This window comes from Amycolatopsis speibonae, assembly GCF_042647925.1.
GTDB classification, from domain to species: Bacteria; Actinomycetota; Actinomycetes; order Mycobacteriales; family Pseudonocardiaceae; genus Amycolatopsis; species Amycolatopsis speibonae.
The window spans coordinates 23,490-47,035 of sequence record NZ_JBHRWK010000007.1 but is presented as its reverse complement, the minus strand read 5'-3'; the positions used below and the strand labels follow the sequence as shown (position 1 = coordinate 47,035).

Here is a 23,546-nt window from a genome sequence, read left to right as displayed (position 1 = left end):
CGACAGCTCACGACACGCTAATTTGGCGGCATTCCGAAGCAGAGGAGAGCCCCGTGGGCAAGGTGGTCATGTACAGCACGGTGTCGGTGGACGGTTTCGTCGCGGACGAGAACGACCAGCCCGGACCGCTGTTCGACTGGTTGTCCAGCGGTGACGTCCCGTTGGACGACAGCGGCGTGCTGAAGGTGTCGCGGACGTCCTACGACTACACCCGGCCGTACTGGGACCGGATCGGGGTGACCATCTGCGGCCGCCACGTCTTCGACCTGACGGACGGCTGGGACGGGAAGCCTCCGGGCGGGATCGACCACGTGGTCGTCGTGACGCACCGGCCGGCGCCCGAGGGCTGGGACCCCGAGGCGCCGTTTCACTTCGTCGACGGCGTCGAGGCAGCCGTGGCCAAGGCGCAGGAGCTCGCGGGTGACCGCATGGTCGAGGTCGCCGCCGGTGACGTCGGTGGCCAGGTGCTCGCCGCGGGCCTGGTCGACGAGGTGCGCATGGACGTCGTACCCGTCGTGTTCGGGTCCGGCAAGCGCTACTTCGGGTCGGTCGACGCGCAGCATCTGCTGGAGGATCCTGACGTGGTGATTCAGGGCAACCGCGTGCTTCACCTGCGCTATCAGGTGCGCCGCTGACCACCGCGACGGCTCAGTGAGCTGTCCCGCGCGCCAGCCTTTCGGAAAGCGCGTGGGCCTCCTGCAACAGCAGCGCGCCCAGCTGTGGACGGCGATCGGGACCGAACCGATGCTCGACTCCAGTCAGGGAGAGCGCCCAGCGCGGTGACCCGGCACGGTCGAAGACGGCGGCGGCGAGCCCCCAGCTGCCCTCGACCACGAGCCCGGGATTCACCGCGTAGCCGTTCGTCCGGGTGATCGCGATATGCGCGCGGATCTCACGGACGTCGTGCTGCGCACCGTGTTCCGCGCGCAGATCGACCGCGCCGAGGTAGTCGTCGACCTCCCGCTGAGGCAGGTGCGCGAGGATCACCATGCCCGCGGACACGACCCCGAGCGGGAAGCGGGCCCCTTCGTACAGGACGTGGCTGCGGATCGGGAAGGCGCCGTCCTCGCGGATCAGGCAGATCGTCTCCTCCCCGCGCCGCGCGGAGAAGAACGCGCTCTCCCCCGTGGCGAGCGCGAGCCGCCGGACCGCCGGCAGGGCGGCCTCCGTCACGTCGTACCGCCGCGCCGCGGACGCGCCGAGGAAGTACAACTCGGGGCCCAGCACCCAGTGATCGGTGTCCGGGATCCGGTCCACCAGGCCCACTCCCTGCAAGGAGGTCAGCAGCCGGTGCACGGTCGGCCGCGGCAAGCCCGCTTCCCGCGCCACCGCCGTCGTCGTCGCACCGTCCGGCTCGTTCACCGCGACCGCGCGCAGCGCATGGTGGATTCGGCCGACAAGATCTCCAGGGGCGTCCACTCAGTGAACACTACCCCCTCAAATGTGCTCGTCAGATGAGCAGTCCGCAGGTAGAACGCGTTCACTCATTGACCACATGCGTGATGCACGGTGTCATGACCGGTGTGGACAAAGTGATCGGGTCAGCCGCGGATGCCATCGCCGACATCCCAGACGGCGCCAGGCTCGCGGTCGGCGGTTTCGGGATGTGCGGGGTACCCGCGGTGCTGATCGGCGCGCTGTACGACGCCGGGACCTCGGACCTCGAGGTGGTGTCGAACAACGCCGGGGTGGACGGCTGGGGCCTCGGTGTCCTGCTCGGCGCGGGTCGCCTCCGCCGCGTGGTCTCCTCCTACGTCGGGGAGAACCGGGAGTTCGCCCGCCAGTATCTCGGCGGCGAGCTGGAGGTCGAGCTGACGCCGCAGGGCACCCTCGCCGAACGGCTGCGCGCCGGCGGTTCCGGCATTCCCGCGTTCTTCACCGTGACGGGTGCGGGCACGCAGGTCGCCGACGGTGGCCTGCCGTGGAAGTACGACACCTCCGGGAACGTCGAGAAGTCCAGCCCTCCCAAGCAGAAGCAGAGCTTCGACGGCAAGGAGTCCGTCCTCGAACACGCGATCATCGCCGACTTCGGGCTCGTGCGCGCGTGGAAGGGCGACCGGCACGGGAACCTCGTCTTCAGGGACACCGCCCGCAACTTCAACCCGCTCGCCGCGATGGCCGGGCGGATCACCGTCGCCGAGGTCGAGGAGCTGGTCGAGCCCGGCGAACTCGACCCGAATTCCGTCCACCTGCCCGGCGTGTTCGTGCACCGCGTGGTGCCGCTGACGCCCGAACAGGCCGCGGACAAGCCGATCGAGAAGCGAACCGTGCGGGTCGCGGGCACGGAGGAGAGCTGACATGGCGTGGGATCGCAACCAGATGGCCGCCAGGGCCGCCGCCGAACTGCGCGACGGCGACTACGTCAACCTCGGCATCGGCCTGCCCACCCTGGTGCCGAACTTCGTGCCGGACGACGTCGAACTCGTTCTGCAGTCGGAAAACGGCATCCTCGGTGTCGGCCCCTACCCGACCGAAGACGAACTGGATCCGGACCTGATCAACGCCGGCAAGGAGACCGTCACCGTCCGCAAGGGCGCGTCGTTCTTCGATTCTGCGATGTCCTTCGGCATGATCCGCGGCGGCAAGATCGACGCCGCGATCCTCGGCGCGATGCAGGTCTCCGCGTCCGGTGACATCGCGAACTGGATGATCCCCGGCAAGATGGTCAAGGGCATGGGCGGCGCGATGGACCTGGTCCACGGCGCGAAGAAGGTCATCGTGCTGATGGAGCACGTCGCCAAGGACGGCGGCCACAAGGTCGTCAAGGAATGCTCGCTGCCCTACACCGGCCGCGGCGTCGTCCAGCGGATCATCACCGACCTGTGCGTCATCGACATCACCCCCGACGGGCTCGACCTCGTGGAACTCGCGCCGGGCGTCACGGCCGACGAGGTCCAGGAGAAGACCGAACCTCGCCTTCGCGTCAAGGTCGGCTAGGCACCCGAGATCCGGACCGGCTGCCAGGAAAGTTCCTGGCAGCCGGTTCTTCCAGTTGTCCCCCGCCGGCAGGTCACTGCGGCGCCGGTTCCTTCGTGTGCCGTCCCAGCCTGCCGATCGCGGCCATGATCAGTACGACACCCACGACACCGGCCACCGTCAGCCGCTCCCCCAGGAAGACGACGGCGATCACGACAGCCGTGACCGGCTCGAGCAGCGTCGCCACCACCGCCGCACCGCTGGGCGTGGTCCGCAGGCCGGTGAACAGCAGGGCGTAGGCGAGGGCCATCGTCACGGCTCCGAGGTAGCCGATCAGCGCCCACGACCCCGCGTCGCTGGTCCAGAGCCCGTCACCGCTTGCCCAAGGCACGACCAGCCCGACGGGGATGAGGACCATCGCGGCGACACCGGTGGTCAGCGTGGTCATGGTCAGCGTGTCGAGCCGCTGGGTCAGCGGCTCGGCGGCTTCGGCCGAAAAGGCGTAGGCGGCTCCGGATACGAGAGCCGCCGGCACACCCAGCACCGCGTGCGGCGCGTCGTCGCCCGAGCTGCCGACGACGCTCACCAGCAGGAGTCCGAGGACGGCGACCGTGACCGTGGCGGTCTGACCGGTCGAGGGCGCGCGGCGCAGGCGGGCACTTCCGGTGATCAGCAGCAGCACCGGCGCGAATCCGAGACACACCACGGTGGTGATGCTGACCCCGGTCCACAGGACGGCCACGAAGAAGAACAGCTGGAAGGTCGCCGTCGAAACCCCGACCGCGACCACGCGCCGCCAATGCCGCCGGCCGAGCCGCACGCAGTCGCGCGACCGTCGCATCGCGGCGGCGGCGATCACCAGGACGACAACGGCGACGAAGGCGCGGTACCCGCCGATGGTCAGCGGCGAAAGTCCCGACGCGGCGTGGATGACCGGGATGGCCGGGCCGATCGTCCCCCAGAGCACGCCGGCCAGACATACCAGAGCCAGCCCTCTCCCGCGGCCAGTGGACGGTCGGGCGAGCTGGGTTTCGGGTGGCGCCACACCGGCAGCATGTCAAACGGCTCCTGCCCGGTCGCCACGTAGTCGCCCTGAGCTTCCTCCCCGCCGAGGCTCGTCCGCCGCGCAGCCACAGGCTGACGCGGCGGACGACATGCCCGCTGCGACCTCTCAGTCGCATAGCCGTTGAACGCTGCTTGGGCCGGCCCGAACAGCGTCACGACCGGACGTTCGATATTTCACATTCGCTAGTCGGGACGGCCGACTTGGGTGTTCGACAGGTCGAGACCGATAGCGAAGTCCGCCGTGTAGCCGGTTCCGGCTTGCGTTGGACGCAGCAGCATTTGGGCTCCACCGCTGCGGTAGATCGAGTCCCGGCTGTTGGTCGTGTCTGCCGGGCCTTTCCGCCGGTACGGATCGGTCCGCAGATAGGCCGCGCCGAACTCGGGCGTGAAGTAAAGCTGCGAAGTGAACTCGTACGGCCGTCCGTTGGTTCCGACGGTGCGTATTTTGACATGGATATGCAGCGTGCGTCCCGTGTACCAACCCGGCAGAATGGTGGTGAACCGGGCCACACCCGATTGGTCGGTGTTCTGGTAACCGCGCAGGAATCGACGGCCGGAACTTCCCTGAGATGGAATGTCGGAGTACAGCCCGTACGCGTCGCACTGCCAGAGGTCGATCATCGCTGCCGGCAGCGGGGTGCACACCTGCTGGCGAATCTTCTGGACGGTGAAATTGATTGCCAGCGCGGTGCCGGGAACCAGTTGTCCGGTGGCCGGCTCACTGCGGATATCGGAGCGGTTGAGCCGCTCGTCGACGAAGTACGGGCCCTCCATTTGCTCTGGTTTGACCACACAATCCAGCGCGCAGACCTCGGGTGTGCCCGCACTGGGGGTGGTGGCACTCGCCGTGGCGGATCCCGCGGCGGTGAGTGTCGCACCGGCGGCACCGAGGAGAATCAACGCCTGCCGCCTACCGAGTACCCGACCTACCGGCTCATCATCGTCATGCATAAGGTTCCTTTTCGCCAAATGATGGGAGCAGGGAACTGAGCGCGACATGGGTTTTGCCTACAAGGTGTCGCGCGCATCAGATTTTCCGCCGGAACTCATCCGCTGTCGAGACGGTTCACTCTCGCGCATCATACTTCGAAGCGGAAGCATCGTCTGATGGGCCAAATTCTCGGACTCCGATACGGCATTTCGCCTACGACGTTCGAAGCCCGACTTGAGAAAGTACCATCACGGCACCCATTTATACTCACCGCCGGACAAATTACCTGCCGGCCGCCGAGTAGGTTTCAGCCGGAGTCGCGTTTGCCCATCAGGGAGTGCGCCACCACCAAGGCGATCGCGACCCAGGTGAGCAGGACGCCACCGCCGGTGAGCGGGCCGAGGTAGGTCACCGCGTCGGTTTTGAGCTGTGCGGTGCTGAGCTGCTCGGCGGCCGACGCCGGGAAGTAGGCCAGGATGTCACGCCGCACCCAGGTCGGCAGCAGCGCTCCGAGGATGGCCGGAGCGAAGATGAAGCCGATCGCGGTGGCGATGGCACCGGCCGCGCTGCGCATGATCACGCCGAAGGACAGCGCCAGCAACGCGAACGCCGCCATCTCCGCACCCCACCCCAGCACGCTGCGCACCACGCCGGGGCCGTCGAAGCCCAGCGTGGGGATGGCCGGGTCTATCCCGAGGATCAGCTGGCCGGAGTAGAACGCCGCCGCCGCGAACAGGGTGCCGAGCACGAAGGTCAGCAGCCCCACGACTACGGCCTTGGCGAGCAGGACTCGACCGCGATGCGGCGTGACGGCCAAAGTGAGGCGCATCATTCCGGTCGAGTACTCGCCCGATACCGCCAGGACCCCGAGTACGGACACCAGGATCAGGCCGAGGTTCATCCCGACCATGCTGGTGCCCGCCGCGTCGAAGTCCACCCGCTGCTCGGCGGGCAGGTTCTGGTAGTCCGCTTGGGTCAGCATGCTGAACAGAGCGGAGAAGCCGACGCTGACCACCGCCGCCGCGATGACGACGGTCCAGGTCGAGCGAACCGACCTGAGCTTGGTCCATTCCGCGGCGAGCGTGTTCGTGATGCCGGGTGAAGCCAGTGCGGTGGACACGTTATTCGCCGCCTTCCGTGGCGAGTGCGCGCACCGTCTCGGCGAGCTTGTGCTCGCTCGCGGAGCGGTACTGCACGCTGTTCTTGGTCAGATCCATGAACGCGGCTTCGAGACTGGCGCGGACCGGGGTGAGTTCGTGCAGTCCGAGCCCGCGTTCCAGGGCGATGTCACCGATCCGCGGCGCGTCCAGGCCGGTGACGTCGAGTGAGCCGTCGTCCAGCTTCGTCACGGTGCCTCCCGCCCGTTCGAGTGCCTCGGCGAGCTCGGTGAGGCGTGGTGACACCACGTGGACGTGGCTGCGGGCGCTGCCCTCGGTCAAGTCGGTGATCGGCAGGTCGGCGATGAGCTCGCCCCGGCCGATCACGATGACGTGAGCGGCGGTCTCTTCCATCTCGTTCATCAGGTGGCTCGACACGAAGACCGTGCGTCCCTCGGCGGCGAGGTCCTGCATCAAGGTCCTGATCCAGTAGATGCCCTCGGGGTCGAGCCCGTTGACCGGTTCGTCGAACAACAGTGTCGGGGGATCGCCGAGCAGGGCCGTCGCGATGCCGAGCCGCTGGTACATGCCCAGCGAAAAGGTGCCGACCTTCTTGCCCGCGACTTCGGTGAGGCCGACGGTGCCGAGCACTTCGTCCACTCGTTTGCGCGGGAGGCCGCCCGCCTGCGCCACCCATCGCAGGTGGTTGTACGCGGTGCGGGAGCCGTGCACGGCCTTGGCGTCGAGCAGTGCGCCGACCTCTCGCATCGGTGCGGGCAGGTCACGGTAGGCCTTGCCGTTGACCGTGACCGAGCCGCCGCTGGGCGCGTCCAGGCCGAGGATCATCCGCATGGTGGTCGACTTGCCCGCCCCGTTCGGCCCCAGGAAACCGGTCACCACACCGGGTTTGATGTCGAACGACAGGGAATGGACAGCCGTGGTGGTTCCGTACTTCTTCGTCAGCTCTCGTGCTGTGATCACGCGTTCGCTCCGGCCCTCGGTTCGTGCTGCCGGTATCCAGCGAACCGTTCGGGACGGTTGATCGGCTAGCGCACAACGTCGTTTGTCTCCGCAACCAAAGTTGCGGTGTGGCGATCTTCCGGCCGCGCGGGCCGATCCACAACCGGGATGCCACCGACGAGCGTCACCGAGACGAGCGAAAGGCGGGTGACAGCTTCTGAGCAGTCGATTCATCTTCGCGGTCGGGTGTTCGCGCCCGGATCGCTTTCCCCGGTGGTCGGGTGGGCCCGGCTGTCCGAACTGAGTTGCAAGGGGGCGGCGGCGAAGTGCAAGGGCGGGAATTGCGGTCGGTCCCGTTGGTCGTGAGTGGTAAGTGTCGTTCTAAAGACACTTACCACTCACGACCCACTCGCGGCGGCACCTGGGTTCGTTGGCGCCACACACGTCACGGCCGCCCGGACACGCTGCGGCCGGTCGCCACTTCGACGGTGAACCGCAAGGTCACCTTCGAGCTGACCATGAGCCTGGTCGCGAAGTTCTGGTTCACTCCCCACTGATGGCGATCGATCGTGACGCTGCCCGCGAAAGCCACCCGGGGCACTCCGGTGTGGACCAGTTCGACGACGATGCCGCGAACAGGATTGGTGACGCCCCTGACGGTCAGGCCCCCGGCGACCTCGAACCGGGTGCCGCCGAGGTGCCGGATCCCGGTCGAGGCGAAGGTGATCGCCGGATGGCTCGCCGCGTCGAGGAAAGCCCCGCGCAGCTGATCGTCGCGTCGCGCGTTCCCGGTGTCGATACTCGCGGCCTGCACGGTGAACCGGACACTGGACCTCGACGGCTCGCCGCCGTCGAGGCGGACACTGCCTTCGAACTCGCCGAAGTGACCGGTCACCCGGCTGGACATGGTGTGCCGCGCGACGAAGCCGAGCGTCGTCCGGGCAACGTCCAGCCGGTAATCGCCGGTCAGGTCGCTGAAGGTGGTCATGCTGGTACTCCTGAAGGGGTCGGGTGCTCGGTCTCACCACTACGACGACACCGCCCCGCCGGATGTGAGGCGCGAGGTCACCCCACATCCGGATCTCGTACCCGGCGACGTGACGTAGGCCGGCCTCCTCAGAACAGCGGCAAACCGGCTTCCAGGCCCAGCCGGACGCGTCCCGGACCGCCGAAGAATTCCGGCGCCTGGTTGACGTGCCGCAGCGCGACCATCCCGTCGCGGTACAGCCGTTCGAGAGCGTTGCCCCGGGGTAGAGCGAGGTGGAGCCGCCCAGCCGGTACGTCGCGACCAGAGCGTCCCTGCCGACGGTCGCCGCGTGGGCCATGGCCGAGTGCAGATCGGCGTGCAGGGCGGTGGTGGTCTGTCCGGGCGGGCCAGCGTTTCCCGGACGTGGGGCTGTTCGGCGAGCGGACCGCCGAACGGGGACGCCTTGCCGGGGGCGAGCGCGACCAGTTCGTCGATGGCCTCCTCGACCGTGCCCAGGGCGACGGCGGTGCAGCCGGCGAAGACCGGCAAGATGGGATTGAGCCGGTAGGTGGGCCGGTCCAGCCGCAGTGGGTCGTCGATGTTCGCGGTCAACTCGGCCGGGACGAACGCGTCCTCGATCACCACCCGGTGGCTGCCGGTCGAGAACATGCCGATGACGTCCCAGGTGTGCTCGATCTTCAGCTGATCCTGGCGGACGTGGAACAGGCGCACGTCCGGTTTGCCCGCCTCGGTGGTCGCGGGCCGCTCGCCGTCCACCGCGACGGCCGTGCCCGGCTGGCCCGCGTTCGCCAGCACCGGTTCCGGTTCACCTGTCCAGACCTTCGCCGCAGCGGCCCCGCCGAGCATCGCCGCGGTGAAACCGAAGTTGGCGTTCCACACGACCCAGGCGATCGAAGTGTCGATCCGGCCCAGCCGCTCATTAACGATCGGCTTCGTCCCGCGCGGCTTCGATCGCGTCCCGCACCAGGTTCGGCAGGGCGAGTGCCCGAGTGTCCCCGGGAATGGTGTCGGACATGGGCCCAGGCTGCCGAAGCGATGTATACAAGCGATCTATGTCGCCGATTCCGCCCCTCGCGCCGGGAGGCAGCACCGGCCGGCGCTACCACCCCGGCGAGGTGAGCGGCTACGTCCACATCGGACACGATCCGGGTGGCCGGATCAGGCAGCGGGGTGACTCTCAGCCCAGCACGGCTGCCCGGCCCGCAGCGTCCCGACATGGTGGGAACGGTCGACCAGGTGCGCGATGTCCGTGTACGGGTCGGCGTCGAGCAGCAGCGCGTCGGCGGCGGATCCGACGGTGATCGTCCCCGGTGCCGTCGCCTCCTGACCGATCTTCTCGGCCGAATGCCGGGTTCCGGCGGCCAGGACGGCGGGCAGCGGCACGCCTGCTTCTGCCAGCAACTTCAGTTCCCGCAACAAGGCGATGGGCGGAGAAGGCATCAACATGGCCACGTCGCTGCCCGCGGTGAACTTCACCCCCGCGTCGTGCATCAGCCCCAGCGTGCGCATCGCGTAGTCGAAACGGACGCGGGACTCCTGCGAGGAATGCCGGGGGAACTCGTTCCCGTAGATGGCGCGGCCGGTGATCCGCGGGAGGTCCTCGGGTGTGGCCATCCCCTCGTCGACCAGCTTTTGCAAGTAGCCGGCGTCGCCGTTGTAGGCGATCTGCTCCCAGGTGACCAGGGTGGGACAGTAGTAGGTGTTCGTCTCCGCCAGGAGTGCGGCGACGTCGCGGGCCTCCGCGGTGCTACCGGGATCCTGCGGGTGGAAAGCGTGTTCGATGCCGTCCGCGCCGGCTGCCACCGCCTCCTCCAGATCGATGCGCTCGTGGACATGCACGAGCACCTTCTTTCCCTTCTCGTGCGCGGCCGCGGCGATGGCTTTGAGGGCCTCGAAGGGCAGCTTGTCCGGAGCGCCGGGCTCGCCGTCGTAGATGCACTTGATGAAGTCGACCTGGTCGGCCAGTTCCAGCGCTTGCCGGTAGGCGGTGTCGGCGTTGTCGGTCTGATACGCGATGGAGGCACGTTTCGGATCGTCCAGGACCGGCCAGCCCTCGATCCCGGTGAACACCGGCCCGGCGAAGAACAGCCTGGCGGCGGGATCGGTGGCCGTGCTGCGGTAGTCGCGGACCGCGTGTTCGATGTCCAGCGGACCGCCGAGGTCGACGACGTTGGTCACCCCGACGTCCAGGAAGTCGGTGAGCAGCTGGGAAAGGTACTTCGTGCGTTCGTTCTCGGGCTTGAAATAGGCGTGTCCGCCCAAGTGGGTGTGGCTCTCCCACAGGCCCGGCACCAGGTAGCCACCTCGCGCGTCGAGCACGAAATCGTCGACGGCCGCCGGTTCGGCGCCGGTCGCCGGGCGGATGGCGCTGAACCGCCCGTCGGTCACCACTACTTCGGCATCGGCGATCGGCGCGGCTGCCTGCCCGTCGATGACGGTCACATTACGGATGATCACTTGTGTTCCCCTGTCTGGAAAGACCAACTACATAGGCCCCTATGCACTTGACCGTATAGGTACCTATTCATTTGGTCAATAGGCTCCTATATACTTCGCGGCGTGACGCTTCCCAAGTTCGACTCGGCGCCGGCCGCCTGGATCAACATCGCCTCGCGCGCGTTGTCCCGGGTCAACGACCAGCGACTGCGACCGCTGGGGCTGACCTTCGCGCAGATGCCCGTGCTGGCGGCCCTGAGCAAGGCCGATGCCCTCTCCCAGAAGGAATTGGCCGTGCTGGCCCGGGTCGAGCAGCCGTCCATGGCCCAGCTCCTGGCCCGGATGGACCGCGACGGCCTCATCCGGCGCACCCCCGCCGAGCACGATCGACGGGTCAGCCTGATCTCCCTGACCGAAGACGGCCTGGCGAAGCTCACGCAGGTGCGATCGGCGCTGTTCGAGACCAACGATCAGGCGTTGAGAGGCTTCAGTGCCGACGAAGTCGAACTTTTCGTGGACCTGCTGAGAAGGCTTGTCGCCAATATCGAAGAGGATCCGCCCGACGACGGGTGCTGACGGTCCGATCGCCCTCGGTCGTCAGGCCCCGGTCGGTGGCGCGCTCATCGCCGCCGCCAGGAACGTGATCGCCCAGCGCCTGGCCGCTTCGCCCGCCATCGGCGACAAGTCGGCCGGGAGACGCCGGTTGTAGACCTCGACGCGGTCCACGGCCACCACGGCGAGAATCCCCCGCAGCCGGAACCACAATTCCTCCGAGGAGAGGCCGGGCAGCGCGCGCTCGAAGGCCGCCAGGTAGCGATCACGGACCGCGGCCTCGGCCGGGCCGGTCCAGTCGCGCATCTCCTCGGCCGGGTCGCTGATGATCGTCACGATCAGCCGGGACGTCCGGGCGCCGCCCTCGTCGCCGGCCGGCATCCCGTCGAACATCGGCCCCGCGAACGCCTCGACCAGGTCGGCGACCGACGGGTCCGGGGTCCGGGCGAGCAACCTGTCGAGCCCGGCGCACTGTGCGGCGTTGATGGGTTCGACCACGCGGCGGGCGACCGCGGCCACGAGCTCCGCCTTCGAGCCGAAGTGATACCCGACCGCGGCCAGGTTCGCCCCGGCGAGGTCGGTGATCGCCCGGACCGACGTGCCGCTGAAACCGCGCTCGGCGAAGAGGCGTTCGGCCGCGTCGAGGATCTGGGTACGGGTATCTGATGGCGCCACGCGCGTACTGTACGTACGTTTGAATCAAACGATCGTATGAACGACTCGCGGAAGAGGAAGTCATGAAGCTGCTTGTGTACGGCGCAGGGGTGACCGGCAGCGTGTTCGCCGCCCGCATGCATGAGGCCGGGCACGACGTCTCGCTCCTTGCCCGGGGCGAGCGCCTGGCCGTGCTGCGCCGGCACGGTGTGCAGCTCGCCGAGGCAGACAGCCCGGCCGTCAAGCGGGTACCGGTGCCGGTGGTCGAGCAGCCGGACGGCGGGTACGACCTGACCGCCGTCTTCGTCCGCACCCACCAGGTGGACGCGGTGCTGGAGTCGCTCGCCGATCTCGAAGGCGACGTACTGTTCCTGCTCAACTGGGCGGCCGGCGCGGAGCCGCTGGGCGAGGTGATCGGCCACGAGCGGGTGCTGCTCGGTTTCCCCACGACCGCCGGCACGATGGACGACTCCGTGGTCCGCTACCGCGCGACCGGCCTCATGACCCGTCTGGTCCCGATGCCCATCGGAGAACCCGACGGCCGGACCACCCCGCGGCTGGACCGGATCGTGCGGACGTTCCGCACCGCCGGGATCAACACCAAGGCCGAGCCTCGGATGGATGCCTGGCTCAAGACGCACGCCGCGTTCGCGGTGCCACTCGAGCAGGCTGTGCAGGCGGCGGGCAGCCCTGTCGCGCTGGCCGCCGATCCGGCCGCGATCCGCGACCTGGTCCACCTCATACGGCAGCATCTCGCCGCCTTGCCGACCCCGCCGGTCCCTCGCGGGTTCGTCGCGTTGCGGACTCTGCCGGAGGGGCTGCTCGTGGCCATGCTGCGGCGCTTCTTGCGGAGCCAGACGGCTGCGTACAGCGGACTCGGCATGACTTCTTCGGCCGCGTCGGCGGCCGAGCTCGCGCGGATGGCCGAACAGATGCGCGCCTATACGAAGGCGACCCGCTCTGAGGCATAGTCGAATCAGGAGGTGGTGTCGGTGTCGTCGTCGGGAGTCCGGGTTCCTGATCTGGTGGGATTGTCCATACCCGATGCCCGGATGGTGGCGCATCAGCTCGGGATCGTGATCGCGTCCAAAGATCTCGACGGGCCGTCGCTGGGCGCGTTGACCTGGCCGGGAACCTGGGTCATCACCGGACAAGAACCCACGAGCGGGACGGTGATCGCCCGCGGTGATTACGTGCGGATCGAGTTCCGGCGGTTGCCTGACGAGGGTGGCGGGGGCGACAGAAAACCCGGGGCTTGCCATTGAGGGTGCGCCGAATGTGGCATTGGGACGTCCGGTGTCCCCAATGCCACATTCGGGGGCATCCTGGGGTTCGGTGACTCGACGTCGTGTCATGAGGGGTCCCTTCATGACACTGTCGCGCGCGACCGAACGAGTCAGGCGAACTCGACCCTGATCGCCAGTCCCCCGCCCTGCCTCGGTGTCGCCGTGACAGGCACGTCATGAGCGGTGGCGATCGCCCGCACGATCGACAGGCCCAGCCCCAGGCCTTGCCCCGTCCTCGCTCTCCCGAGTCGTTGGAAGGGCTGGAAAAGGCGTTCCACTTCGGTCGCGGGCACGATCGGGCCCGTGTTGGTCACGGTCAGCACGCCCGCACCACAGGACACCTCGACCCACCCGCCGGGCACGTTGTGCCGGATCGCGTTGTCCACCAGGTTCACGACCAGCCGCTCGGCGAGCGCGCGGTGCCCGGACACGAGGCACGGTTCGATCGACGTCCGCAGGGTGAGGTCCGGCGGGCGGTGGGCGCCGACCACTTCGGTGACCATCTCGCCGAGGTCGAAGGGGTGCCGAACGTCGATGCCGACGTGACTGCGGGTCAAGGTGAGCATCGCTTCGATCAGGCGTTCCTGCTGCCTGCCCGCGACGAGAATCCGTTCGTGCGCCGCGCGCAGGGATGACGTCGTCGCGTCCGGGTCGTCGAGGGCCACCTGCCCGATCGTGCGCTGGCGGGCGAGCGGTGTGCGAAGTTCGTGCGAGGCGTTGGCCACGAATTGGCGCTGTGCTTGGAAGGCCGCTTCGAGTCTGCCGAGGAGTTCGTCGAACGTGTCGCCCAGCTCCTTCAGCTCGTCGTCCGGGCCTGGCAGCGCGAGGCGCTGGTGCAGGTTGGTCGCCGAGATCTTCCGCGCGGCCGCGGTGATCGTGCGCAGCCTGCGCAGGACGCGGCCCGCGACCCACCAGCCGAGGGCGAGCGCGAGCGCCACCATCACGGCCAGCGCGATCCCGGACTGGACCAGCAGTTGATGCAGCACCTCCTGCCGCTGCGCCGCCAAAGCTTCCGCGGCCTTCGCGGCGACCTGCTCGGCCTCGAAGCCGAGCGTGGGGCGCGAGCCGTCCGGCAGGGTCGGGTCGGCCGGGTCCAGGGGGTACCAGAACAGCCGCACGTCGCCCGCCGGCTGCACCGCGTGGCGCACCAGGAAGTACGTGGCCGTCAGGACTCCGGCGCCGCAGAGCAGGAACAGCCCGCCGTACAGCAGGGTCAGCCGCAGCCGCACGGTCCGGCGCGGCAGATACCGGACGGCGAGCCGGATGACCACGCCCATCAGATCCGGTAGCCGCTCTTGGGCACGGTCTCGATGACCGGCGGGTCGCCGAGTTTGGCCCGCAGCCTGCTGATCGTGATCTTCACGGCGTTGGTGAACGGATCGGTCGCCTCGTCCCACACCCGTTCGAGCAGTTCCTCCGCCGGCACCGCCCTGCCTTCCGCCGCCAGCAACAGCTCCAGCACACCGAACTCCTTCGGCGCGAGCTCCAGCCGCCGTCCGCCGCGGGTGGCCAGGCGCCGGGCCGTGTCGACCACGACATCGCCGTGGCGCAGCACCGGCGGCGCGGCGGGGTGCGCACGCCGCGCCAGCACTCCGACCCGCGCCACGAGCACCCGGAAATCGAACGGTTTGGGCAGGTAGTCGTCGGCGCCGAGGCCGAGACCGTCGACCAGGTCCTCGGTGGTGGCCGCCGCGGTCAGCATCAGGATCCGGCCGCGGCATCCGGCCTCGATCAGCTCCGCGCACACGTCGTCGCCGTGCAGGCCGGGCAGATCCCGGTCCAGCACGATCACGTCGTAATCGGTGTGCAGCGCGCGTTCGAGCCCGCCGGTCCCGTCCAACGCCACATCGACGGCCATCCGCGCCCGCCGCAGCCCGGTGGCCACCGTGTACGCCATCTCCTCGTCGTCCTCGACGACCAGCACTCGCACGCGCACCAGTATCACCGGCCGGGGGTTTCGGCAGCGTCTCGTCGCGAACGAAACCGTGCCGAAACCCTTTCCCGCGTAGAACTCGCTCTCGCCGAACATCTGCGAGACCAAGGGGATCCTCCGTGGCACATTCCGACCCTGCCGAAACCGGCGACCACTCACGTCGCAGCGTGCTCAAGCTTCTCGGCGCGGCCCCCATCGCCGCCGCGGGCCTGCTGTCGCTGGGCGCGACGGCACGCGCCGACACCCCCGACAGCACGCTCGCGGCCAAGATCGCCGAGATCACCGGCCGGCCCGAGTTCATCGGCTCCCACTGGGGAATGCGGTTCCAGCTGGCCGGGGCCGGGGCCGTCTACACCCAGAACGCCGAGCAGCGCTTCGTCGCCGCCTCCGCTTTCAAGGTGTTCATCGCGGGCTCCGCCTTCGCCGCGCTCGGTGCCGACCACCGGTTCCGCACGACCGTCCACCGCACCGGCCCGGTGGTCCACGGTGTCCTCAGAGGAGATCTGCTGCTGGTGGCCGGCGGTGATCTGCTGCTGGGGCCGAGGATCCGGCCGGACGGCACGCTCGCGCTGCCGTTGCCCGACCACTCCTACGGCAGTGCGCCCGCACCGATGCCCGGGGACCCTCTCCAGCAGCTGCGCCACCTGGCCAGGCAGGTGGCGTGCCGCGGGATCCGCCGTGTCGAAGGCCGGGTGATCGTGGACGCTTCGCTGTTCCGGCAGGGCCGTGAGCCGATCGCGATCGGGAACCTCTCGATCCCGGTCTCGCCCATGATGGTCAACGACAACATCGTCGATGTGGTGGTGACGCCCGGTGCCCAGGCAGGTGCCCCGGCCAGGCTTCGGGTGTGGCCGGACATCGCCTGCGTGACCGTGGTCAACGACGTCACCACGGTCACGAATCCCTCGCGGCGGTTGACGTTCACCGAGGTCTCGACGGCGCCCGACGGCACGCGCACTGTTCGGCTCACCGGTGATGTGCTGCTCGGCGGCCCGCCGGTCGTGTCCCCGTACTACGTGCCCGACCCGGTCCGTTTCGCGGAGTTCGCCTTCGGTGAGGCACTGCGGGACGCTGATGTCGTCATCACCGGCAAAGTGTCCACATCGGACAGTGGACGCCGATCGCCGGTGGCCGAGTACCTCTCCCCTCCCCTGTCGGAGGAGGTGAAGGTCATGCTCAAGATCAGCTCGAACCCGCACACCGTCCACTTCCCCTACCTCGTCGGCGCCATCGCCGGCCGCGACCCCGACACCCCGAAGGCGACGGGAGAGCGCTACCAGCGGGAACTGTTCGAGCAGGCCGGTGTCGACCCCGACGATCCGGTGGGCGAACGCTACACAGCCGACTTCTTCGTCCGGTTCCTCGGCCATATGGCGCGACAGCGGTACTTCGTCCCGTACCGGCAGGCGCTGCCGATCATGGGGCGGGACGGGTCGATCGCCCACGTCCTGCCCGACTCGCCCGCCGCGGGCCGGGTCTTCGCCAAGACCGGCACGGCCAGCATGGGCGATGTCCTCCACAAGGCGCTGGCCGGCTACGTCGTGCTGCCGGACGGCAGGCTGGTGCTCTTCGCCCAGTTCATGAACAAAACCGTCGGCTCCGTCGACGAGGCGATGGCGCTGCAGACCGTCGTCGAGACCGCGCAGGGCGAGATCGCCGCGGCCGTCTACGCATCACTCACCCGGTGAAAGGAACAACCGTGCCCACTTCCCCCTCCCGGCGCTCGATCCTCGGCCTGCTCGGCGCCGCACCGATCGCCGCGGCCGGTCTGCTCGCCACGCCTGGCACCAGCGACGCGAGTGAAGCGGCGTACCGGCTACCGCGCGACCTCCTGCCGGGCGGGCGCTTCGACCGGTTCGTCGCCGAGCGTGCCGCCGCCGGCCAGTTCTCCGGCACCGTCCTGGTGGCGCACCGGGGCAAGCAGGTCCTGACGAGATCCCACGGCCTGGCCCACGAGGCCCAGGGCGTCGCCAATGACACGAACACGAGCTTCGACCTCGCGTCGATGACGAAGTCGTTCACCGCGGTGGCCGTCGCCCGGCTCGCGCAGGAGGGCAGGCTCGCGTTCCACGAGCCGCTCGGCACCTACCTCGACGGATTCCCCGCCGACGTCGCCAAGGTCACCGTGCACCAGCTGCTCACCCACACCGCGGGTGCCGGCAGGCCCGGCAGGACCAACCAGCGACCGCCCGGCGAGGAGGAGTGGGACAGCGAGGACGACATCTGGCAGGGCATGTCGGCCTACCTGCGCACACTGCCGCTGCAGTTCACTCCGGGCACCGAGTTCGGCTACAGCAACGACGGCTACTTCATCCTCGGCGCCATCGTGGCCGCGGTGTCGGGGCGGTCCTACTACGACTTCGTGCGGCAGCACGTGTTCGCACCGTCAGGGCTCACCGACACCGACTTCTACCCCAAGCCGACGGTGATCGCCGACCGCGGCATCGCCCACGGCTACCTGACCCAGCCCTCCGGCGAGCGGGTGGACATCACGACCACACCCTGGCTCCCCTACATCGGAAGCCCTTACCACGGCGCGTTCTCGTCGGCGCCCGACCTGCTCCGCTTCGCGAAAGCGTTGCACGACAACCGGTTGCTCAGTCCCGCGTTCACCAGGGTGGTCACCGGCGGCAAACACGCGGTCGGCCCCGCCGACCGCCCGGCCGCCGACGGCGAACTCCAGTTCTACGGGTACGGCCACATCGAAGCTGTCACCGCGGCCCGCCGTGTTGTCGGGCATTCCGGCAGCGGCCCCGGCCGGGCGACCAACCTGGACGTCTTCCCGGACACCGGTTGGGTGATCGTGGTGCTCACCAACCACGACACCGGCATCCAGCCGATCGTGGCGCTGGGACGGCAACTGGTCACGGCTGGGTGAGGCGCGCGGGTTCGCGATGCGGCCTGTCGGCGGCGAGGAACGGGGTCAGCAGGCGGAGCAGTTCACCGGGCCGGTCCAGCGGGATGATGTGGCCGCAGTCGGGGACGAGGTGAGCGGTGAGGTCGTCGGCGATGGGCCGCAACTGCCGTTCCAGTGCGCGGCCGACGGGGTGGGCGCCGACGGCCATCGTGGGCATGGTGAGGCGGCCCGCCGCCACCGCCTCCCCGATCTGGCGCGCGGTGACCGGCATGGCGCGATAGTAGGAGAAGGCGCAACGCAGGGCTTCCCGTCCGGTGTAGGCGTCGACGAAGGCGTCGCGGATCTCCGGCGGCACACCACGTCCGAGGGTGCCCGCCGCGAGAAACCAGTCGAGGTACTCCGCCTCGTGTCCGAGCAGGACACTTTCGCCGAGGCCGGGAACGGCGTGGAACCCGAACCACCAGGGCGCACCGCCTGCCAGGAAGTCTTCCGCGCCGGGCAGCGAACCCAGCAGTGACTCCATCACGACGAGCCGCCGCACCAGATCCGGCCGCCGCAGGGCGAGCATGAACGCGACAGGGGTTCCTGCGTCGATGGCGACCACGGCCGCGGCGGGCTCACCGAGGGCGACAAGGAGGGCTTCGGCGTCGGTGGCCAGCGTGTCCGCGTCGTAGCCCTCCTCGGCGCGGGTGCTGTCGCCGAGCCCGCGCAGATCCGGGGCGATGACCCGATGACGCTCCGCCAGCGGGCCGATGATCTCGGTCCAGAGCCGCCAGGTGTGCGGGAAGCCGTGCAGCAACAGGACCGCGGGCCCGCTGCCGTCGACGGCCACCGTGGTCCGGATGCCGTTGATGCTGATCTGCCTGAGCTGGGGCACGCCGCCTCCGACCTGGTTACCATTGGTTACCATAAAACCGTAGGTAACTTCTGCGGTGCCGCCAAGACGGCACTTTCCCCACAGGTGGTGAGCTCCAGGTGACCTCCCGACCGGCGCGCCCGACGACACGGCGCGGTGATGTTTTCGACCCCGAGTGCCCCACCCGCCGCCTGCTGGACCGCATCGGTACGAAATGGACGTCGATGGCGGTCAAAGTCCTTGCGGAGGCGGCTCCTGGCGAGGTCCGGTTCGCCGAGTTGCGGCGTCGGATTCCCGGCGTGTCCCAGAAAATGCTGTCGGTGACCCTGCACAGCCTGGTCCGTGACGGCCTCGTCGCCCGCCGGGTGGAGCCCACCGTCCCGCCCCGCGTGCACTACCGGCTGACCGACCTCGGCCTGTCCCTCGACGTCCCGCTGGCGGCGCTCCGGACCTGGGCCGAGGAGCACATGGCCCGGATCGACGAGGCCAACGCGATCAGCGACGGCGTTCCCGAAATCTGACGGGTCACTGGAACGGGTTACCGCGAAGCACGGCATCCGGACCTCGGTGCGACACTGGCTCCGATCACCGGAGAAAGGGGCCGGCGCTGTCTCGGCAAACTGCTCGAACCTGGCTGCCCGAGCGGCGCCGGAGCGGCTTGAGCGCCGCGTTCGCGCTGCTCGTCGCCGCGTTGGCGATCGCTTTCCGCGAGGACGTGCTGTCGATCGCGATGGTGGACGCCGGTGTTCTGGTCCTTCTCGCCTACCTCTTCGGCTACCTCGTCGTGACGGTGGCCGCGTTCGGTGCGGCGACCTCGGACCAGATCCAGGACTGGGCACGCCGGGAGAGCCGCGGCACGTTCGCGCAGCGGTACGTCTTCGGGACCGCGCCGGGACCGGGGGTGTCGATCATCATCGCGGCGGCCGCCCTGACGGTGGCGATGGTGTGGATGCCGGGCCTGGGTGGCGAGAGCCTGCCGGCGGGCGTGCGCGTGGGCGTGGCGGTGGCGCTGGTCGTCGTCGCGTGGATCTGTGTCCTCGTGTCGTTCGCGATCGCCTACCACGCGGACAACGTGGTCGAACAGGGCGACGCACTCCGGTTCCCCGGTGACGAATCCGCCGAATGGTCGGACTACATCTACTTCGCGGTGTCCGTGATGACGACTTTCGGGACGACCGATGTGGACGTCGTCTCGCGGGAGATGCGCAGGACGGTGACCACGCACGCGGTCATCGCCTTCGTGTTCAACACGGTGACCGTCGCGGCGGTCGTGTCCACTTTGAACAGCGGCTAGCGAGCCGGCTGCCGCTCGGTCGCGTAGTCGCCTTCGTCCTTCTCGGCCGGGTCTCCAGGCGGCCGTGTCGGCGACTGCTCCGGCTCGATCTCCTTCCGGCCGGTCCGGTGTGCGTCCGCGCCGGAGCCGGAGGCCGGGTGATGCGGGATGGGTTCGCCGTTCTTCTTCGCCTTGTCCCAGTCGGCCAAAATCCTTTCGGACACCACCCCTCGAAGTGACCGGCGTCACTGTTACCCTGCCCGTGGCAACCTCCGGTACTCGTGAACGCCTTCATGGTCAGGGAGAACCGATACCGAAAACTGGGGAACACATGAAGAGACTTTCCGTCATCCTGACCGCGATACTGGCGGTCCTCACGGTGACGCCCGCCGCGCCCGCCGGCGCGACGACCCGCTTCGACAGGGAGCTCCAGGCGCGCATCGCACGGGCCCAGGCCTACGCCGACAGCAGGCCCGGCGACACCGGGATCGTCCTCCGGGACCGATGGACCGGCGCCGTCTACCGGAGCAAGGCCGCCGGGACCCTCATCTGGGCCTGTTCCACCCCGAAGCTCGCAATGGTGGTCGATCTGTTGCTGCGCAACGATTCCGGCGCCGTCCAGCTGACAGCCGAAGACCGGGACCTGATCCACCGGATGCTGAACTCCAGCGACGACGCCGCCGCCCACACCCTGTGGACCCGGTACGGCGGCGAGGCTGAGTTCGCCAAGCGGTTCCCGTCCTACGGGATGACCGACATGCGATTCACCGACCAGCACCCGCACCACTGGGGCTGGATCCTGACCACCGCGAACGACCTGGACCGGCTGGTCAACTACGTCCTGACGAAGCTGCCCCGTCAGCACCGCGACTACATCGTCGGCGAAATGCGCACCGTCGACGTCAACCAGCAGTGGGGTGTCTGGGGCGCCGGCGCCGCCGCGCGGCCGGGGAACAAGGACGGCTGGTCCGACGACAACGACGACGGTTCCTGGATCATGAACTCGGTCGGCTTCGTCGGGCCGCACGAGCGGTACACCCTCGCGCTGATGAACAACACCAAGGTCATCCAGAACGGCTACGAGACCGGCCAGGAGACCACCACCAAGATCAGCGAGATCCTGTTCAAGGGATATTTCAAGGGCTGACTCGGACGATCAGCGGGAGTTCGCGGCGGTGAACGGCGACCTCGACCCGGCCTGGGAGCGGATCACGGCCTGGTTGCGTCTCCATTCGCCGGTCACCGCCGCCACGCTCCGGCCCCCGGCGCCCGCCGAGGAAGTCCGCGCCACCCAGAACGCGATAGGGAAGCCGCCACTTCCAGCCGAACTGCTGCGGTGGTGGGGGCTGACGGACGGAGTCGACGACGACCGCGACCACCGCACCGCCCTCAACTTTCCCGAGGGACACATGCCGCTGTCCGTGGCACGGGTACGGGAAGAATGGGCGGACCTGAGCCGTTTTCCCGACGAGGACTGCTGCCGCCCCGGCGGGCACCACCTCCGCTCCGCCGGGGATATCACCTTCGGGTATTGCACGGCGCTGACCCCCATCTGCCGCGGCATCGACGGCGCCGTCCTCGCCGTCGACCTGCGACCCGGAACCGAACGCGGCCGCTTGATGGACTGGATGGCGGAACAAGGCACCCTCCGTGCCACATGGGCCACCATCGGCGAGATGCTCACCGACACCGCCCGGCGCCTCGACCAGTACACCGCGTCCGAAATCCCGCCACGGCCAGGTGCCCCCACGATCCGCGACGACGGAGCACTGATGTGGGCCTAGGGCTCACTTCTTCTCCTTGAGGTCGCCCGCCCGCACGCCGACGAGGAGCACGACCACCGCGAGCAGGACTATCCCGCTGCTGATCTGCAGCCCGAGGGCGAGACTCCCGGTCGCGGACTGGATGAACCCGAGCAGTGAAGGCGACGCCGCGGCGGCGAAGGAGCCCATCGAGGTCACGACGGCGATCCCGGTCGCGGCCGCGCGGTCCGAAAGGTAGATCGACGGTATCGAGTAGAACACCGTCAGACCCGAGTAGTGCGCCGCCGCCAGGACGGCGAGCAGCACCACGACCGCGAAGACACTGCTGTGGAAGAAGGAGATCGCGAGCATCGCGAGTGCCGCGACGATCCACGCGGTGGCGGCGTGCCAGCGCCGTTCGAGGGTGCGGTCGGAATGCCGCCCGACGATCAGCATGGCGACGATCCCGGCCAGCGGCGGCAGGGCGGAGAACAGGCCGAGGTCCAGCACGTCCCCCACGCCCGCGTCGGCGATGATCCTGGGCGCCCAGAAGGAAACCGCGTTCGCGAGGGTGTACGCACCGCACGCGCACAGCCCGAGGATCCAGACCTTGGGGTCGCTCAGTGCTTCGCGAAGCCCGACGTGGGTCCGCGTACCGCCCGCGCCACCCTTGAGCCGCTGATCGGCGTCGAGGTCGGCGCGGACCGCGGCCTTCTGAGCGGAGGTGAGCCAGCGGACCTGCTCGGGCTCGTCGGCGAGGCAGAACAGCACGACGAGGGCGAGCAGGATCGGCGGAATCCCCTCGACGAGGAACAGCCATTGCCAGTCCGCCAGCCCCGCGACGCCACCGAGGCCGTGCATGATGCCGCCGGAGACCAGCGAACCCACGATTCCGGAGACCGGCACCCCGATGAAGAAGATCGCGGTCATGCGGGTCCGGCGTGCCGACGGGAACCAGCGCGACAGGTAGAACAGCGCTCCGGGGAAGAACCCGGCCTCGGCGACGCCGAGCAGGAAACGCGCCACGTAGAAGGTGTACTCGTCCTGGACGAACATCGTCGCGACGGTGACGACACCCCAGGAAGCCATGATGCGCACCAGGGACTTGCGCGCGCCGATCCGTGCCATCAGCGCGTTGCTCGGCACCTCGAAGAGGATGAACCCGACGAAGAACACCGTCACGCCGAGGCCGTAGACCGCGGGCCCGAAACCGAAGTCGCGTTCGAGACCCTCCTGCGCGATTCCGATGTTCGTCCGGTCGATGAAGCTGACGATGTAGCAGATCACGAGCAAGGGCATGATCCGCAGTGCGATCGCCCGGTAGGTGGCTGGACGGTCGACCGGCACGGCGGCCTGTTCGGTGGCTGGGCTGGGATCGGCCACGGTCTTCGACTCCCTTGTCGGCGGCGGGGACCACGCGAGCATGCGCATACTTGTTGATATTGTCAACACTTACGCTCCGGTGGGTAGGATGCCCGGCATGACCGAACGGCCGGACGGACACGAGCTCGTCCCGATCTCCCAGCTGCTCTCCTACCGACTCTCCCGCACGTCGGCCGCCCTGTCGCGTTCGGCGGCGTTGCGCTACCGCCGGGAGTTCGACGTGAGCCTCGGCGAATGGCGGGCCATCGCCCTCATCGCCGCCGACCCGACCCTCACGCTCAACCGGCTGGCCCGCCGGGCAGGCCTGGACAAAGCGCAGATGAGCAGGGTCGTCGCGAAGCTGGTCGAGCGCGGATTGGTGAACCGCACGGCGGCCTCGGGCCGCACTTCCCGCCTGGCACTGACCGAGGACGGCCTCACCGTGTACCGAGGTCTCATCGTCGCGGCGAACGAGCGCGACGCCTCCTTCCTCGGGCTTCTGACCTCCACCGAGGCCGAGATCCTCGAACGCGCCCTGGACAAGCTCGCCGACGCCGCGCTCGTCGTCGAACAGGAGGAGCGGGAGCGTGACACGAAACCCTAAGTGTTGACATTATCAACTCTCGGCGGGTAGTTCT

At 68.7% G+C, this 23,546-nt stretch carries 27 protein-coding genes; 13 read left to right on the top strand and 14 right to left on the bottom strand.

What is annotated here, in order from left to right; genetic code table 11:
• Positions 1-53: 53 nt before the first annotated feature.
• Positions 54-635, top strand: a complete 582-nt coding sequence (locus tag ACFOSH_RS03635) for a dihydrofolate reductase family protein (RefSeq protein WP_378237187.1) — start codon at positions 54-56, stop codon at positions 633-635.
• 13 nt (positions 636-648) lie between these two features.
• On the opposite strand, the gene ACFOSH_RS03630 is transcribed toward ACFOSH_RS03635, so the two are convergent.
• A complete protein-coding gene (locus ACFOSH_RS03630; RefSeq protein WP_378237186.1) occupies positions 649-1,419 on the bottom strand; it encodes an IclR family transcriptional regulator in 771 nt (256 codons plus the stop codon).
• Between the two features lie 95 nt (positions 1,420-1,514).
• Between ACFOSH_RS03630 and ACFOSH_RS03625 the strand changes: the two genes are divergently transcribed.
• Positions 1,515-2,297, top strand: a complete 783-nt coding sequence (locus tag ACFOSH_RS03625; protein ID WP_378237185.1) for a CoA transferase subunit A — start codon at positions 1,515-1,517, stop codon at positions 2,295-2,297.
• Position 2,298: 1 nt separating this feature from the next.
• Positions 2,299-2,937, top strand: coding sequence for a CoA transferase subunit B (locus ACFOSH_RS03620; RefSeq protein WP_378237184.1), 639 nt, complete (start codon positions 2,299-2,301; stop codon positions 2,935-2,937).
• Positions 2,938-3,010: 73 nt separating this feature from the next.
• Here the strand turns inward: ACFOSH_RS03620 and ACFOSH_RS03615 are convergent, their stop codons facing one another.
• The 7 genes from ACFOSH_RS03615 to ACFOSH_RS03585 all read right to left on the bottom strand — a co-directional run bounded on the left by ACFOSH_RS03615 (position 3,011) and on the right by ACFOSH_RS03585 (position 10,414).
• Positions 3,011-3,961 carry a DMT family transporter gene (locus tag ACFOSH_RS03615; protein WP_378237183.1) on the bottom strand — a complete coding sequence of 317 codons (951 nt, stop codon included), beginning with the start codon at positions 3,959-3,961 and terminating at the stop codon, positions 3,011-3,013.
• Positions 3,962-4,164: 203 nt separating this feature from the next.
• Positions 4,165-4,932 carry a dioxygenase family protein gene (locus ACFOSH_RS03610; protein ID WP_378237182.1) on the bottom strand — a complete coding sequence of 256 codons (768 nt, stop codon included), beginning with the start codon at positions 4,930-4,932 and terminating at the stop codon, positions 4,165-4,167.
• A 287-nt stretch (positions 4,933-5,219) separates the two neighbouring features.
• The gene (locus tag ACFOSH_RS03605; protein ID WP_378237181.1) at positions 5,220-6,032 is read right to left on the bottom strand and encodes an ABC transporter permease; all 813 of its coding nucleotides are present in this window, start codon (positions 6,030-6,032) and stop codon (positions 5,220-5,222) included.
• A 1-nt stretch (position 6,033) separates the two neighbouring features.
• Positions 6,034-6,990, bottom strand: a complete 957-nt coding sequence (locus tag ACFOSH_RS03600; protein ID WP_378237180.1) for an ABC transporter ATP-binding protein — start codon at positions 6,988-6,990, stop codon at positions 6,034-6,036.
• A gap of 424 nt (positions 6,991-7,414) precedes the next feature.
• The gene (locus tag ACFOSH_RS03595; RefSeq protein ID WP_378237179.1) at positions 7,415-7,957 is read right to left on the bottom strand and encodes a YceI family protein; all 543 of its coding nucleotides are present in this window, start codon (positions 7,955-7,957) and stop codon (positions 7,415-7,417) included.
• 39 nt (positions 7,958-7,996) lie between these two features.
• Entirely contained in the window at positions 7,997-8,836 is an 840-nt protein-coding gene (locus ACFOSH_RS03590; RefSeq protein ID WP_378237178.1) for a hypothetical protein, read from the bottom strand.
• Between the two features lie 279 nt (positions 8,837-9,115).
• Entirely contained in the window at positions 9,116-10,414 is a 1,299-nt protein-coding gene (locus ACFOSH_RS03585) for an amidohydrolase family protein (RefSeq protein WP_378237177.1), read from the bottom strand.
• A 102-nt stretch (positions 10,415-10,516) separates the two neighbouring features.
• Between ACFOSH_RS03585 and ACFOSH_RS03580 the strand changes: the two genes are divergently transcribed.
• Positions 10,517-10,969 carry a MarR family winged helix-turn-helix transcriptional regulator gene (locus ACFOSH_RS03580; protein WP_378237176.1) on the top strand — a complete coding sequence of 151 codons (453 nt, stop codon included), beginning with the start codon at positions 10,517-10,519 and terminating at the stop codon, positions 10,967-10,969.
• A gap of 21 nt (positions 10,970-10,990) precedes the next feature.
• On the opposite strand, the gene ACFOSH_RS03575 is transcribed toward ACFOSH_RS03580, so the two are convergent.
• Entirely contained in the window at positions 10,991-11,620 is a 630-nt protein-coding gene (locus ACFOSH_RS03575) for a TetR/AcrR family transcriptional regulator (RefSeq protein ID WP_378237175.1), read from the bottom strand.
• 62 nt (positions 11,621-11,682) lie between these two features.
• Between ACFOSH_RS03575 and ACFOSH_RS03570 the strand changes: the two genes are divergently transcribed.
• Both ACFOSH_RS03570 and ACFOSH_RS03565 read left to right on the top strand, forming a co-directional pair.
• The gene (locus ACFOSH_RS03570) at positions 11,683-12,570 is read left to right on the top strand and encodes a ketopantoate reductase family protein (protein WP_378237173.1); all 888 of its coding nucleotides are present in this window, start codon (positions 11,683-11,685) and stop codon (positions 12,568-12,570) included.
• A gap of 21 nt (positions 12,571-12,591) precedes the next feature.
• Entirely contained in the window at positions 12,592-12,864 is a 273-nt protein-coding gene (locus ACFOSH_RS03565) for a PASTA domain-containing protein (protein WP_378237172.1), read from the top strand.
• A gap of 131 nt (positions 12,865-12,995) precedes the next feature.
• On the opposite strand, the gene ACFOSH_RS03560 is transcribed toward ACFOSH_RS03565, so the two are convergent.
• The gene (locus tag ACFOSH_RS03560) at positions 12,996-14,162 is read right to left on the bottom strand and encodes a sensor histidine kinase (protein WP_378237171.1); all 1,167 of its coding nucleotides are present in this window, start codon (positions 14,160-14,162) and stop codon (positions 12,996-12,998) included.
• Positions 14,162-14,815 (bottom strand): response regulator transcription factor, encoded by a 654-nt coding sequence (locus ACFOSH_RS03555; protein WP_378237272.1) that lies wholly within the window; start codon positions 14,813-14,815, stop codon positions 14,162-14,164. The genes ACFOSH_RS03560 and ACFOSH_RS03555 overlap by 1 nt, the downstream gene beginning before the upstream one ends.
• Positions 14,816-14,937: 122 nt before the next feature.
• Between ACFOSH_RS03555 and dacB the strand changes: the two genes are divergently transcribed.
• On the top strand, positions 14,938-16,506 hold the full coding sequence (gene dacB, locus ACFOSH_RS03550; RefSeq protein ID WP_378237170.1) for a D-alanyl-D-alanine carboxypeptidase/D-alanyl-D-alanine endopeptidase: 1,569 nt from the start codon (positions 14,938-14,940) through the stop codon (positions 16,504-16,506).
• A gap of 11 nt (positions 16,507-16,517) precedes the next feature.
• A complete protein-coding gene (locus tag ACFOSH_RS03545; RefSeq protein ID WP_378237169.1) occupies positions 16,518-17,696 on the top strand; it encodes a serine hydrolase domain-containing protein in 1,179 nt (392 codons plus the stop codon).
• Here ACFOSH_RS03545 and ACFOSH_RS03540 read toward each other — a convergent pair.
• Positions 17,683-18,552, bottom strand: a complete 870-nt coding sequence (locus ACFOSH_RS03540; RefSeq protein WP_378237168.1) for an alpha/beta fold hydrolase — start codon at positions 18,550-18,552, stop codon at positions 17,683-17,685. The two genes, ACFOSH_RS03545 and ACFOSH_RS03540, sit on opposite strands and share 14 nt — an antisense overlap.
• Before the next feature lie 98 nt (positions 18,553-18,650).
• Between ACFOSH_RS03540 and ACFOSH_RS03535 the strand changes: the two genes are divergently transcribed.
• Positions 18,651-19,052: a winged helix-turn-helix transcriptional regulator gene (locus ACFOSH_RS03535; RefSeq protein WP_378237167.1), complete on the top strand. Its 402-nt coding sequence runs from the start codon at positions 18,651-18,653 to the stop codon at positions 19,050-19,052.
• Between the two features lie 137 nt (positions 19,053-19,189).
• Entirely contained in the window at positions 19,190-19,825 is a 636-nt protein-coding gene (locus tag ACFOSH_RS03530; protein ID WP_378237166.1) for a DUF1345 domain-containing protein, read from the top strand.
• Here the strand turns inward: ACFOSH_RS03530 and ACFOSH_RS03525 are convergent.
• Positions 19,822-20,028, bottom strand: coding sequence for a hypothetical protein (locus tag ACFOSH_RS03525; RefSeq protein WP_378237165.1), 207 nt, complete (start codon positions 20,026-20,028; stop codon positions 19,822-19,824). The genes ACFOSH_RS03530 and ACFOSH_RS03525 overlap by 4 nt on opposite strands.
• A gap of 107 nt (positions 20,029-20,135) precedes the next feature.
• Between ACFOSH_RS03525 and ACFOSH_RS03520 the strand changes: the two genes are divergently transcribed.
• Both ACFOSH_RS03520 and ACFOSH_RS03515 read left to right on the top strand, forming a co-directional pair.
• Positions 20,136-20,951: a serine hydrolase gene (locus ACFOSH_RS03520; protein ID WP_378237164.1), complete on the top strand. Its 816-nt coding sequence runs from the start codon at positions 20,136-20,138 to the stop codon at positions 20,949-20,951.
• A gap of 28 nt (positions 20,952-20,979) precedes the next feature.
• Positions 20,980-21,588 carry an SMI1/KNR4 family protein gene (locus ACFOSH_RS03515; RefSeq protein WP_378237163.1) on the top strand — a complete coding sequence of 203 codons (609 nt, stop codon included), beginning with the start codon at positions 20,980-20,982 and terminating at the stop codon, positions 21,586-21,588.
• 3 nt (positions 21,589-21,591) lie between these two features.
• On the opposite strand, the gene ACFOSH_RS03510 is transcribed toward ACFOSH_RS03515, so the two are convergent.
• A complete protein-coding gene (locus ACFOSH_RS03510) occupies positions 21,592-22,977 on the bottom strand; it encodes an MFS transporter (protein WP_449224174.1) in 1,386 nt (461 codons plus the stop codon).
• Between the two features lie 49 nt (positions 22,978-23,026).
• Here ACFOSH_RS03510 and ACFOSH_RS03505 point away from each other — a divergent pair, with 49 nt between their 5' ends.
• Positions 23,027-23,512: a MarR family winged helix-turn-helix transcriptional regulator gene (locus ACFOSH_RS03505; protein WP_378237162.1), complete on the top strand. Its 486-nt coding sequence runs from the start codon at positions 23,027-23,029 to the stop codon at positions 23,510-23,512.
• Positions 23,513-23,546: the final 34 nt, after the last annotated feature.

Excerpts from the sequence above, each read along its gene's own strand:
- ACFOSH_RS03625 (WP_378237185.1), top strand. The coding sequence starts at position 1,515 with ATGACCGGTGTGGACAAAGTGATCGGGTCAGCCGCGGATGCCATCGCC.
- ACFOSH_RS03620 (WP_378237184.1), top strand. The coding sequence starts at position 2,299 with ATGGCGTGGGATCGCAACCAGATGGCCGCCAGGGCCGCCGCCGAACTG.
- ACFOSH_RS03610 (WP_378237182.1), bottom strand. The coding sequence starts at position 4,932 with ATGCATGACGATGATGAGCCGGTAGGTCGGGTACTCGGTAGGCGGCAG.
- ACFOSH_RS03595 (WP_378237179.1), bottom strand. The coding sequence starts at position 7,957 with ATGACCACCTTCAGCGACCTGACCGGCGATTACCGGCTGGACGTTGCC.
- ACFOSH_RS03570 (WP_378237173.1), top strand. The coding sequence starts at position 11,683 with ATGAAGCTGCTTGTGTACGGCGCAGGGGTGACCGGCAGCGTGTTCGCC.
- ACFOSH_RS03560 (WP_378237171.1), bottom strand. The coding sequence starts at position 14,162 with ATGGGCGTGGTCATCCGGCTCGCCGTCCGGTATCTGCCGCGCCGGACC.
- ACFOSH_RS03520 (WP_378237164.1), top strand. The coding sequence starts at position 20,136 with ATGAAGAGACTTTCCGTCATCCTGACCGCGATACTGGCGGTCCTCACG.
- ACFOSH_RS03510 (WP_449224174.1), bottom strand. The coding sequence starts at position 22,977 with ATGCGCATGCTCGCGTGGTCCCCGCCGCCGACAAGGGAGTCGAAGACC.
- ACFOSH_RS03505 (WP_378237162.1), top strand. The coding sequence starts at position 23,027 with ATGACCGAACGGCCGGACGGACACGAGCTCGTCCCGATCTCCCAGCTG.